The organism is Lysobacterales bacterium (genome assembly GCA_014946745.1).
Taxonomy (GTDB): Bacteria; Pseudomonadota; Gammaproteobacteria; order Xanthomonadales; family Xanthomonadaceae; genus Aquimonas.
Map to the genome: position 1 here is coordinate 1,951,492 of JADCRD010000001.1, position 12,770 is coordinate 1,964,261.

At 67.1% G+C, this 12,770-nt stretch carries 8 protein-coding genes; 5 read left to right on the forward strand and 3 right to left on the reverse strand.

From position 1 onward, the window contains the following. Positions 1-336: 336 nt before the first annotated feature. Entirely contained in the window at positions 337-3,405 is a 3,069-nt protein-coding gene (locus H4O13_07525) for an Ig-like domain repeat protein (protein ID MBE5315236.1), read from the forward strand. 49 nt (positions 3,406-3,454) lie between these two features. On the opposite strand, the gene H4O13_07530 is transcribed toward H4O13_07525, so the two are convergent. After that, positions 3,455-3,820, reverse strand: a complete 366-nt coding sequence (locus H4O13_07530; protein ID MBE5315237.1) for a transposase — start codon at positions 3,818-3,820, stop codon at positions 3,455-3,457. A gap of 641 nt (positions 3,821-4,461) precedes the next feature. On the opposite strand from H4O13_07530, the gene H4O13_07535 reads away from it, so the two are divergent. Continuing rightward, the gene (locus tag H4O13_07535) at positions 4,462-4,797 is read left to right on the forward strand and encodes a hypothetical protein (protein ID MBE5315238.1); all 336 of its coding nucleotides are present in this window, start codon (positions 4,462-4,464) and stop codon (positions 4,795-4,797) included. A 40-nt stretch (positions 4,798-4,837) separates the two neighbouring features. Then, positions 4,838-6,898, forward strand: coding sequence for a tail fiber domain-containing protein (locus tag H4O13_07540; protein MBE5315239.1), 2,061 nt, complete (start codon positions 4,838-4,840; stop codon positions 6,896-6,898). An 85-nt stretch (positions 6,899-6,983) separates the two neighbouring features. Here the strand turns inward: H4O13_07540 and H4O13_07545 are convergent, their stop codons facing one another. Further along, positions 6,984-9,461: a right-handed parallel beta-helix repeat-containing protein gene (locus H4O13_07545; protein ID MBE5315240.1), complete on the reverse strand. Its 2,478-nt coding sequence runs from the start codon at positions 9,459-9,461 to the stop codon at positions 6,984-6,986. Positions 9,462-10,334: 873 nt separating this feature from the next. Here H4O13_07545 and H4O13_07550 point away from each other — a divergent pair. Together H4O13_07550 and H4O13_07555 are read left to right on the forward strand one after the other, a co-directional pair. Next, a complete protein-coding gene (locus H4O13_07550) occupies positions 10,335-11,090 on the forward strand; it encodes a hypothetical protein (protein ID MBE5315241.1) in 756 nt (251 codons plus the stop codon). Positions 11,091-11,293: 203 nt separating this feature from the next. Then, positions 11,294-11,749, forward strand: a complete 456-nt coding sequence (locus tag H4O13_07555; GenBank protein MBE5315242.1) for a hypothetical protein — start codon at positions 11,294-11,296, stop codon at positions 11,747-11,749. A gap of 589 nt (positions 11,750-12,338) precedes the next feature. On the opposite strand, the gene H4O13_07560 is transcribed toward H4O13_07555, so the two are convergent. Next, positions 12,339-12,578, reverse strand: a complete 240-nt coding sequence (locus H4O13_07560) for a DUF429 domain-containing protein (GenBank protein MBE5315243.1) — start codon at positions 12,576-12,578, stop codon at positions 12,339-12,341. Positions 12,579-12,770 lie beyond the last annotated feature (192 nt).

A 12,770-nucleotide genomic window follows, 5' to 3' on the forward strand; every position in this document is an offset into this window, starting at 1 on the left:
ACCAACCCGGTCGATGAAGCATACCGTGCGCGGCGTCGCAGTCACGTTGCCTTGTACGTGAGGCTCGAAGCGGGCAGATCGGTAGCCATCACTGGTCCGAGACTTCCGTGCAAAGATCACGTACAGGGGTCGGCGACCACTTTGGGGGCGGCGCACAGGAAATGCGTCACCTCCTCGTGACGATAGCTGCGGCGGAAAAGCTGCCCAAGGCGCAGATTCTTCTACCCACGTCCATCCAAAGACGGACCGCGCCCCAGGGTAACGCGCAGGCGAGCGAGGGAGTTCGCGGGCTTTCTGCGCTTGGTTTCCGCAACCCAGCCCGAGACGGATGCCCCCATGGCCCTTCACCCCAACGGCTCGCCCCGCGGCAGTATTCGCCGTCGCCCACTGCTTGCGTTGCTGCTTCTGCCCTGCGGTCTCGCCCATGCGCAATGCGTACCCTTCCCGGTGCCCTCCGGCGGGGACACCACCTGCAGCGGCAACCTCTCCATCGTCGACGTCAGAGCCAGTCCAGGCGTTGGCGTCACGCTGGCGCAGGGCGCCAACATCGGCCAGGTTCAACTGTCGACCGGACAGGTCAATATCTCCGCAGGCGCTGTGGTGCGCGACGTCCTCGCGACCCGTCCCGAGGGTTTGTCGGGGGTGCCGATCACGGTCTTCAATTGGGGCACGGCCACGGGAGTCGTAGGCGCGTTCGGACCTTTGGGTTCCGACGAGATGCGCCGCATGCAGGTCTTCAACTACAGCCAGATCACGGGAAAGACCTCGGTGCGCCTGCTCAACTTCGCGGGCGCTCGGGTGGAGTGGGCGGAGGGTGAGTTCCTGAACGCCGGGACCCTCGGCCGTGCGGAGGTCTACTCCGCGGCGCCTGACTTCACCGTCACCAACGACAGCGGCGGGGTGATCGAGCAGTACCTGTTCACCCGGCCCAACTTCGCGTTTTTGGACGCCAACGCTTATCAGGTCACCAACAGCGGGGTGATCAACGGTGGCGCCGGACTGGTGGCGAGCGCCGCGCAATCGGCACGAGAACTGGTGCGGGTCGCCCAGGCTGCCTCGGACGTGGACTTGAACAACACCTCGACCGGGAACATCCGCGGTCCGGTTGCACTGAGTCATGGGCGTCTGGCGCGCTCTTCCGGGCGCAACGCGGGCCTCATTCAAGGCGGTGTCGTACTGCATGCAAGCGTCATCGCCACGCCGTTTGGATTCATGGGCGCCGAGCCCCTGTTCCAGAACCTGTCCGGCGGACGCATCGGCGATGCGGTCATCGTCAACGCCGGCCGATTCGAGCAGGCCTCGACCGCGAGCTTTCTGCCGGGTGCGAGCCTGCATCTTTCCGGGGTATTCATCGTCGAGGAACAGCGCACCGCGACCGGAACCATCGCGATCGCAGGATCGCATTCCGTGAACTGTGTCAGCGCCGATCCACGGCCACAGGAGGGCGACCTGCCCCACCTCGGCATGCTCGAACTTGGCGCGGGCGCCACGCTGACGCTGACCATGCCCGCGGCATGCGAATACGCGGGCCGCATCAGTGGCCCGGGCACGCTGCGCAAGACGGGCGCAGCGTCCTACACCTACACCGGTACTGCCACGCACGCTTCTACCGTGGTGCAGCAGGGGACCTGGGTCGCGAACGGCACCCAAGGCGCGGTCACGGTGGAGTCCTCCGGTCGGGTCAGCGGCATCGGGCGGATCGGCGATGCGCTCGTCCGTGGCGGTGGGCGACTGGCGCCCGGCGGCTCGCCGGGAACGCTTCAGAGCGCTTCCCTGACGCTGCAGGCGCCAGCAAGCATCGAGTTCGAACTGGGAGCCGCTGCGAACGATACCGTCGAGGTCAACGGCGGAGTGGCACTGGGCGGTGCGGGCCTTCAGCTCGCGCTGTTGAGCGGCTACACCCATCAGCCCGGGCGGGCCATGCCGCTGATCATCAACGATGGCAGCGACCCGGTCGCGGGCAGCTTCGCCAACTTGCCCGAAGGAGGAGAGCTGAGCATCGGCGCGCTTTCCTTCCGCATCCGCTATGCGGCCATCAGCGGAAACGATGTGGCGCTTTTCGCGCTCGATCCCTCGACCACCGTCAGTCTGTCTCCCGTCGGCGGCGCACCCAATGAAGGTGAGGCAGTGACCTTGACGGCAACGGTTACGGGCACGGCCCCCAGCGGAACGGTCCGCTTCACCGACGGTGGCATTGGCATCGCCGGCTGCAGCGAGCGTCCACTCTCGAACAACGGCGGCTCCGCCTCCGCGAGCTGCGTGACCAGCGCACTGCCCGGCGGCACACGCAGTCTTCGGGCGCATTACATCGGCGACAACGCGAACCCGGCGCGCGACTCCATGCCTATTGCTGTGGTCGTGAACGCGAGTCCCAGCCTGACCGCTGCTGCATCAGTGGACATGCTGGAGGACACGGTGGGCGGGCCCCTGGAAATCGAAGTCGGCGACGTCGAGTCCGGAGCCGCGTCGGTGGGACTCGCTGCGCGCTCCGCGGATCCAGCCTTGATCAGCGATGCCGCCCTGAAGGCAGGCCTCGGCGGCGCAGACGCCAGCCGGCTGCTGGTTCTCGTTCCGAACGCCGATGCGCACGGCAGTACCAATCTTGAACTGCTGGCAACCGACCCTGCTGGCGCACGCCGAAGCGCGACGGTCACGCTGAACGTGCTCGCAGTCAACGATCCGCCCGACTTCGCATTGGGCGGCAATCCCTCGCATCCCAGCGGAACGAGCGGCATCAGGCAACGACCGGGCTTTCTGACGCAGCTCACTCCGGGGCCATTGGAGGCCGAGCAGAGCGTCGCGCTGACGGTTGTCGAGCTGCTGGACCCGGCCACCGTGGTGTCGGATGTCTCCCTGAGTCCGGACGGCACGCTGCATTACCGTCTCAGCGGCAATGCCGGCAGCGCCCGACTGGAGGCACTCGCGATCGACACGGGCGGAACCGCCAACGGCGGTCGTGATCGCACAGCGCGCGCTTTCCGCATCGTCGTGGGCGACGGCTCGGACCTGCAGGTCAATATCGAACGCCTCCAACCGGATCCGGGCGCGAACAGGCGCACTTACCGCGTCCTCGTGCGCAACAATGGCCCGGTGGATCTGGCCGCTGTAACGCTGCGCGCCGTTGCGACGTCGGGGCTGTTGGAACTGGACTGGACGTGCACGGGCAGTTGCCCGGCGCAGGGTGGGTCGGGGTCACCGACACTCATGAGCGGCCTCGCAGCCGGCGCTCAGGCGGAGATCCTTCTGCGCGGCCGGGTCGACCTCACGTCGGCCTTCGTCCAGATCGAGGCGAGTGCAACGGCCGCTCCAGGTTCGGTCGTTCTCAATCCCGAGGACGACCGCGCAATCTTCAGCGAGGCCGCGGGCGAAGCCGGCGTGCTTCGCGACGGCTTCGAACCCCGCTGAGTCCAGGGAAAGCAAGAACGGGGTCGGTCAAGAACGGGGTCAGGTTCACTTACCCGGTCGCGTTCCTTGATCTGGCCGGCCGATGCGCCGGCCGCACGCTGGCGAAGCGCTGGGTCTTGGCTTCGACCATCGCACGAAAGTCGTCGCGGCCGTAGGCGCGTTGTTGCTGCAGGTAGAGCCGGATCGCGGCCAGGTCTTCGTCGCTGATCGCCTCGGCGAGCAGGGCGCGATAGTGGTCTGCACCGATCGCTTGCTGGAAGGGGTGCGGGGTCAGCAGCGGATCCTCGCGGAGCCCGCACAGGCCCGCGCAGCTCGACCACGGGAATGCGGTAGGGTCGTCCGTCATGCGCGCGCGGACCGGGTTCGGGTCGATGTAGCGGCTGCAGCGTAGAAAATTGTGTTCGCTATCGACCAGGCAGGCCTTGTACCGACCTTCCCAGAGCGTTCCGCTGCGTGCGTGGCACGCGTTGAACTGCCCGATATAGCGCCGGCCGAGCTGTTGCGTCAGGCAACCTGTGGCGAGAGCGCCGTCGCAGCCGGATGGCGTCTGCCGCGCAGGCTCCACGCTCGCGGTGGTGGCTGGGCGCGTTGTGGAGCGCCTGCAGCTTGAGGCCGATCAGTCCCTCGGCACCCACAACACGCACCCGGCCCAGCGGCGAACCGCGTGCTTCCGCACGACTCAGCAGGTCGGCGAAGAGCAGGCGGCGCGCGTAGAGAAAGGTCAAAGCCTTCATCACCGAGGTTGCAGTTCGACGAGCCGCGGCGGCGGGACCGCTCAGCGCCTATTCGAAGCCATTCGATGCATGGGGCCAGGCCCAGCGCGCTTTCACGCGAACCCAGCGACTCGACTGCAAGCCAAGCGCTGCTACGAGGCCAGACCAGCCGGTCTTCTCATGTTTCCCTTGGCCTGGTGAGCCCTCCGATCGAGTTCTCGCGTGTACATGGCCAGGTGCTGCCATGTGGGGCAGCCGAGCGCTCGCTGGGACGTCGGCCATGCCAACAGAACGCCTTCAGCGTCGCCACCGGGGCCGTGCGCGCATGTCCAGACCGGTGCTCGTGAGCACTGCGCCACGCGCCATCGATGCTTCGGATTCGACGTGCCGGTCGGGAGGGCTGCTCGCAGCCGCCGCGCTGGTCGCGCTGATCATCGCGGGGCTATCCCCGCCAAGCGCGGCGCAGTCGAGCGCGAGCTATCAGATGCCGCGCCAGTCGATCGACGGCGGCGCGGCACGGTCGACCAGCGCGAGCTATGCGCTTAACGGCTCCATCGGCCAGCCCGATGCCGGCGCGACGAGCAGCAGCGCCAGCTACACGCTCAGCGGTGCGTTCCATCGGAACGCTGCTGCACCGCTGCCCGATGCGCTGTTCGCAAACGGGTTCGAGTCGCCGTAAGCGCGGCGAGTCGCCCATCCCATCAGTCGGAGAACGCAGCATGGCTATCCATCGACACCTGGTTCGCACGCTCCTCGCGGCGGGCCTGATCATCGGCAGCAACGACCTGCTGTATGCCCAGGCACTGACCCCCGCCTTCACCTACCAGGGCGAGCTGCGACTCAGCACGGGGCCCGCCACCGGCAACTACGACATGCAGTTCCGGCTCTACAACGCGGAAGCGGGTGGCTCGCAGCTTGGCGCCACGGTCTCTGCGACCAGCGTGTCCGCGACCGGCGGCCTGTTCGCGGTGCCGCTGGACTTCGGGCCGGCGCAGTTCGCCGGAGATCGGCAGTGGCTGGAGATCGCGATCCGCCCGGCCGGCGGCAGTGCCTACGAGACCTTGAGCCCACGCACCGAAATGACGGCAGCCCCCTATGCCTGGGGTGCAGCGGTGGCGCTGGCCAACGCGGTCACGACGACCAGCATCGTCGACGGCACGATCGGCTCGGCGGACATCAACACCGCGCAGGTGCAGGCGCGGGTGGCGTCGAGTTGTCCGAGCGGACAGTCGATCCGGCAGGTCAATGCCAATGGCACGGTCACCTGCGAATCCGCGGGCGCGGGGCCGGTGGGACCGCAGGGGCCTGCAGGCCCGCAAGGGCCGATTGGCAACACGGGCGCTGCGGGGGCTACAGGTGCGACAGGACCGCAGGGGCCGGCGGGGTCAGCGGACGCCTGGGGTCGCTTGGGCAATGCAGGCACCAGCGCGTCCAACTTCATCGGCACCACCGACGCGCAGCCTTTCGTGGTGCGCACGGCCAATGCCCGCAGCCTGCGAATTGAACCGTCCAGCATCACCTTCGTCGGCTTCCCGATCACCACCAACACGATTGCCGGGTCCAGTTTCAACCTGGTCAACGCCGGCGTTCGCGGCGCCACCATCGCCGGCGGCGGGGTGCCGGGTGGCGACACGGACCCTGATTTGACCTCCGAGAATCCGAATCGCGTCAGGGACCACTACGGCACGGTCAGTGGCGGCTATGGCAATGACGCCGGAGATGGCCTTGGCACGCCGGGCGATCGCGCCTTCGCGACCGTCGGCGGCGGTCGCAACAACAACGCCTTCGGCGCCGCCAGCACCGTCGGCGGCGGCACTGACAATACCGCCGGCGGCGCCAGCAGTATCGTGGGCGGTGGCGACGGCAACACCGCCAGCGGCTCCGAGAGTTCCGTGGGTGGCGGCACCAGCAACACCGCCAGCGGCATCACCAGCACCGTCGGTGGCGGCGGCCTTAACTTCGCGAGCGGCAACAGCAGTACTGTCGGCGGGGGACTCTTCAACGGCGCCAGCGGTGGACTCAGTACGGTTGGGGGCGGCACCGACAACGCCGCGCGCGGCTGGGCCAGCACCGTAAGCGGCGGAGATCGCAACTGCGCGGGAGGCGACTATTCGTGGGCAGGCGGGCGGGACGCGAAGGTCCGACCGGGGACCGAGGGGCCGGGCTGCGAGGGTGTTCCAAGATCAGGGACGATCGGTGACGCGGGCACCTTCGTCTGGGCCGATGGTACGGGTGGGAACTTCATCTCGACCGGTGAGAACCAATTCCTCGTGCGTGCAGCCGGCGGCGTTGCAGTTAACAGCAACGACCCGGCGGGCAACGCGCTGCGCGTCAACGGTACGCTACGGGTCGATACGCTCGGCAATGCAGGCGCCACTGCACTCTGCCGCAACCTTGGGGCCCAGGTCGCCACCTGCTCCTCCAGCGCCCGCTACAAGCGCGACATCGGCGATCTGGAGCTCGGCCTCGCGGCAGTGGTGCGCCTGCGCGCGGTCAGCTATCGCTGGAAGGACTCACTGGAAGCCGACATCGGCTTCGTCGCCGAGGAGATCGCCACGATCGACGAGCGCTTGATCACGCGTAACGCGAAGGGCGAGATCGAAGGCGTCAAGTACGACCGGCTGACCGCGGTGCTCGCGAATGCGGTGCAGGAACTCGCAGCACGCGACAGCCTGGCTGCGGAGCGACTCGGCCGCGTGGAGGCCGACAACGCAGCGCTGCGGGCAAGGCTGCAAGCCATCGAAGCGCGACTCGGCCTTACCGATTCGAGCGCCCACTGATCGCGGCCTGCCTGCAGACCCGCTTGACCGCTATGCCTGCATCAGGGTGCTTTCGATGGCCCGCGGCGGCGGGACAGTTCAGCGCCTATTCGAAGCCGTTGGCGAACAGCGCTGCCGAGCGCTGGAAGAGCGAGCACTTGCTGAACTCGGAGGTTCCCGACAGCGGCCCTGAGGGCGATGCACCCGAGAAGCGTGTTGCTGTCGCCAGCACGTAGCGCGGCTGGTCGAAGAAGGTGGGAGCGTTGGCACGGCTGATCGGAACCCCGCTGAACGAAACGCTGCCGTCACTGCCGCTGCTCGCGTTGGTGATCTGCACCGTGGTCGAGGTCAGCCGATAGCGCCCCTGGCCGGCCTCCGCGGCGATCAGATTGGGGCAAGTGTCGGCGGCGAAGAAATCCAGTCGATACCAGCCGTTGCGCGAGCTGTAGCTACCGCTGATCGTGCCAGCCCCTGCCCCTCCGGCTGCGGCTCCCAGCACCGGCGCATTGATGTTCTCGTTGCCCGCCTGCACCGGCAGGGTGATCGAGCTGTCGTTGTTGTTGGCGGTGAATCCGTCGTCGCCCAGATCAATGCCTTCGCCCGCGTTGCTGTAGATCGCGTTGGCGTAGAAGGGATTGCCCGCCGCGGCGACCACCGCGATGCCGTCCCCATCGTTATGGGCGATGTCGTTGTTGCGCACGGTGTTGCGGGACGCACCGTCGCGGATCAGCACGCCGTGCGCGCCATTGCCATTCGAATCGCAGGGCCCGAGCACGCACAGCGGCGGCAGTCCGATGGTGTTGTACTCGATGATGTTGCCGGTCGCCAGGCTGCCATCCAGCTCTATCGCGCTCTGCAGGTTGTTGGAGATCAGGTTGTTGCGGATGCGGTTGTTGAACCCGCGCACCACGATGCCGCGCTGATTGGACTCCGCGCCGGCGCCGCCCGGTGTGGTGCCGATGTAGTTGTTCTCGACCAGCACCTCGGAGGGCTGCACGCTGGCCGAGCCCGCAATCGAGATCGCCGCCACGGTGGCATCGGCGAACACGTTGCGGTCCGACAGCAGCGGCCCACCGATATGCACGCCAGTCATGTCGCGACCCACCTGCACGCCGTAGCCACTGGGATCCAGCACCGTGGCGCCCAGACTGCCGCCGAAGCGCGAGCCACTGACCGCGTGATCGCTGCCGCCCGAGAACGTGATGGCCGCGAGGTCGAAGCCGCTGAAGGCAAGGCCGTCGACACGCACGCTGGTGCCCGCGGCAACCCCCTGCGGCACCACCATCGCCGACAGGCTGCCCGAGCCGGAAAAGCCGTTCAGCACGATGCACACGCTGGCGTTGCTGCCGATCTCGCTGCTGTTCTTCACCGCGCCGGGCTGGCTGTAGCCGTTGATGTGCACCGGGCCGGTGATGTCGGGCAAGGTCCCGCTGAGGTTGATGATGTGCGGCCCGCAGGTGCTGCCGATCGCGAACTCGATGGTGTTCAAGTTGCTGGACGCGTTGGCATCCAGCAGGGCCTGCCGCAAAGAGCCCAGACCGCTGTTGTTGCTGTTGGTCACCGTCAAGGTCGTCGCGGTGCTGCCAATGGGCGACTCCAGCGCGCCGCGATCCGCAAGCGAACCGAAGATCCGCGCATCGCCCTTCAAGTCTCTGTCGCCCCAGCTGTTGGCGAGCAGCAAAGCGGAGTTGATCGAGCTGGAGCTGCCACCGAGCTCGTAGTCGCCGATGGCCGGGTTGACGAACTGCGGATCGCTGTTCAAGGTCGCGGTTGGCGCGGCCAGCATCGGCCGATTGTTCACCAGGGTTGCGTAGGTGCTGTGGGTGATTGCGGCGTTGATCGTCCCGCCGGCACTGACCCTGAGCACGATGTCGTCGCCCTGGTTGCCCCAGACGATGCTGTTCTCCATCACCAGACGCCAGTCGTCGGCCAGGGTATCGCCGACGCACAGGCCATCCCCCGAGCCGTTGGCAACGGTGAGCTGACGCAGCGCGACGTACTCGAGCTCCTCATCATCGATGATGCGCAGGGCACAGGAAGCAGCCGCGTCCGACACCATGACGTGTGCAGCGAAGACTTCCGAGGTGTCGAGGGTCAAGTGGGTTGAATCAAACCAGACTCTCGACAGGCTCACCGACTGGTCTGGCAGTGCGAAGTTGCCGATCGTGCTCAGATAGACGCCGCCTGGCGTGTCGCGGAACGTGAGGTTGTGGATTCCGATATCACCGTTGCCCTCGAAAGCGTTCCCCGCGTTCCATAGGTACACACCACCAGCGGGAAGCGTCAGCACGGTCAGGCGGGCATCGAGCACCTGCGACGCGCAGTTGGCCGTGTAGCCGCCCTTGATGACGAGATCATCGTCGGTGCTGCAGCGCGTCGCCTCGTCCAGACACGAGTTGGTGAGGTCGTAGGTGCCTTGCACCAGCCGAATCTCCACGTCCACTTCATCGGCGCGCGTGACCGCGGTGTTCAGCTCGGCGATGGTGTCGACACAACGCACCTCGGCGTTCGCAGCGAGCGCAGGCAAGAGAAGCGCGAGCACGGCAACAACCTGGCGCGGGTGGAAACAAGGAAGAACGTACATGGCGACTCCAGTGGAGGGATCCGGTCGACCGCGGAAGCGGCGCGCGGCCGTCGGTCACTCCTATGGAATGCCGCACACTGGCAAAACCGAACCGGCGCCGGCACGCGAGCGGATACTCACGGGCAGCATCGTCAGCATCGTCAGCCGCGTCAGCAGCGAGGCTTGGGCCGGAAGACGGGCACTGAACCGCTGAACCCCCCTCCCCGCCTAGACGCGGACAGGCGCTTCGCGGGGATCACCAATCCAGTTGGATCCCCGCTCTCGCAGCCACGAAGAACCCGCTTTTCTTCAAGAGCACGCGACGCGCCGCGCGGGACTGTAAAGCTCTCTCAAGACGCAGAAGGCCTGCGACGCTGTTCGTCGTCTCACCAAGCCCGGCTGCGTGTCGGAGCGAGCTTGCTCGGGACGCGCAGGCTTTGCGCAGGGCGCAGGCTGAGGCGGTCTCTTCGCGGCGGCACACGGGCCCGGCGCCCAGCAGCAGTACTGCCAGGGCTGCGCGCAGAGGCCATGCGTGGATGCGGCGCGGCCCCGGGCGCTGTCGGCATGGCGGCGGGCTCTGCGGCGGGCCATTGGCCTTGGCCGTTCGGCGAGGCCTGACAGCCAGCGTATACGCGGGCTGCTGCATGCCAATCGGGGGGCGGGCGCAAGGGCGAATGCCGGCGCCATGAGCCAGCTTTTGCCCAACCGCGCAACACAGCCAGATCGAACGAAATTCCCGCTTGCGATTCGCCGCTCGGACAGGAAGAATCGCGCCGCGCCGATTGGGGGATCGGCGCGCGAGTCATCGGCGCTGAGCCCTCTGTTGCGTTCCCCTTACTGCCCTACCCCGCCCGAATCCCTCGTGCGGGCAATTCTTTACGAGTGAGTATTTCCATGCGATTGAGCGCCCGCGTCACCACACTGCTTCTGCTCAGCCTGGCCCTGTTGGGTGGCTGTGTTTCCGCCCCCAAGAGCCGGCCCTTCAACGCGGCGGCGCATGCTGATCTGACGCATGTTGAGGTGCTGCCCATGCGGCAAACGGCGCTTGACGTGTACATCGTGAACAACCCCGGAGCCAGCTTCGGTCTGATCGGCGGGCTGATCGCAGAAGCACACCTAGCCTCGCGCCGGAGCTGGCTGAAGGAGCAGATCGAGGCCAAGCAGTTCGACCACGTTGAAACCTTCCGCACTGCGTTCGCCGAGGCAATGGCGCGCGAGGGCTACACGCTGAGCTGGCCCAACGGGAACGTGGAGGCTGCGAAGCCGAAGATCGCGCGAAACATCTGGGGCGTCCGCAAGGCCTACCCCGCCCCCAGCGAGCCCGCCGCACAGGCGCTGCTGGACGTGAACTTCGGGTTTGTGGGATTGGCCTCTGCCGGTTCCAGCGACGGCGCCCCCTACCGCCCCACCGTCGTGCTGACCGCGCGCCTGATGGATGCCAGCGGCAAGACCGAGCTGTTCCAGGAAGTGATCACCTACAACAACGTGTTTCCCAACACGGGCAACACCGTGCTGATCACCCCGGACCCGGCCTATGCCTATCCCGATTTCGATGCGCTGAAGGCCGCTGGTACCGCTCCAATCGACGGCCTGGACCAGGCCTTCCGCCGCGTCGCTGAACGCTTGGCACAGCTGCTCAGCCGCTCATGAGGCGCGCGCATCCTGCGCTGGCCTGCGCAAGCCTGCTGCTGTTGGCGGGCTGCGCTGCCAAAGCACCCAAGCCGCCTGCCGAACCGCCGCCGTGGACGGCCTCCGGGCCGTGCGTATCCTCGCTGACTGAGCTGACAGCCACGGCCCTGGCGCCGAACAGGCGGGGGCTGTGGCACGGCGATTTCCGCGACGCCGCGGCCTGCATGAAGCGGGACGACGCCGCCGAGCCGGTGCTGCTGCTGCAGTTGGACGAGAGCAGTGCGCAGCAGGAACTCGACCTGTTCCTGCACATCGGCAAGGAACATCTGCTGGGGGCATCCGTGAGTGTGCTCGATGCTTCCCGCCAGCCGCTGCGCCGCTACGCCTTCGACGACTTCACTGGCCGCGGCCAGCACTTCTCGCTGCGGCTGTTCCCGCAGGCCGACAGCAGCGCGGGCTACCTGCTGATCGAGATCGACCGCGAGGCGTATGGCAGCGACATCGATCGCATCAGCGGTCAGCGCGTGCAGTCAATGTGGATGGCCGCCGGCTACATGGGCACGATCGCTGATGGCATTGAAGTGCAGCAGCGCATCGCCATTCGGGACACGGGCCAACTCAGCCTGCACCCGGTGATCGAAGCACCGCCCGAAGAGAACAACAAACGTCGGGGGCGTTGAGACCGAACGGCGCGACGCGATGGCGCCGCGCGGGGCGAAAGCCGGCAGACGCCTGCCGACCCTCCGTCTGCCTCAAGAAGCCCTCGCATCGTCGACCTCTGCTGCCCCGCCGTGGCCTGCGCGTCCGCGCGGTGTCGAGGCCGTGGAGCCGGAACGTGGTTCTAGCGTCAGAGCTCCCGTCAAGCGGACAAGCAATCTCTGAAACCTCCGACCGCTTGAACTGAGCGCTCGGCCGGGTGTCATCCCGCCGAGCGCGTCAGGGGGTACTGCCTCGGCAGCACCGAGGCACGGTTGTGGCCGCGATACCGGATACGGGAGACCGCATCGGCCTTCATGCGGCTCCGCAGGCCTCGCCGCGGCTGCGGCCCAGGGCTGCAGTCGCGGCAAGACCATGATGAAAACGATCACGCCCAAAGCAAGTCAGGGAGAAGGGCGCGAAGCCCGGAACACGCGAGCCGCTTGGGTTCCCCTGTTGACGCGAGGGGAGCGTCTGCGAGCCCAGCTCTGGCCGGACGTGTGGCGGCGTCCGCTGCACCACGCCAAGTGCAAGCGCTACCGATTCGGAGCACGGCGCGGGCGGCGCCGAAGCTCAGTACCAGATCGCCGTCTGCAGCCCAGCGCTATCGACAGCCGGCAGCGAGGGCAACGAGCCCGCGCGGCCAGCGGCGATGCGCTCGGCACTCCAGAGCGCGGCCAGCGCGTCGGCCAGATCGACACGCGCTGCCAGACGACCCGGCCTCGAGGCGACCACATCTTGGACGGCGGCAAGCGCGACGTGTTCGCCGAGCAGCGCAACGCAACAGCCGTGACCTTCGTGGGTGGGGTGCATGTCTGCGGCCGCTTCCCTCGTGGAACGACTGGGTAGCAACTCGCGTGTCCAACCCTGAGGATTCCGGCGCCAGTCGGTGGGACGGTCGGCTCTCTGGTGTCACTTAGCTGATCGGTGGCGTGCGTCTGGTCGTCAGCATGCTCGCCATCTAGCTGTTCAACGACACACAGTTGTGAGCCATTTCCTTCATCG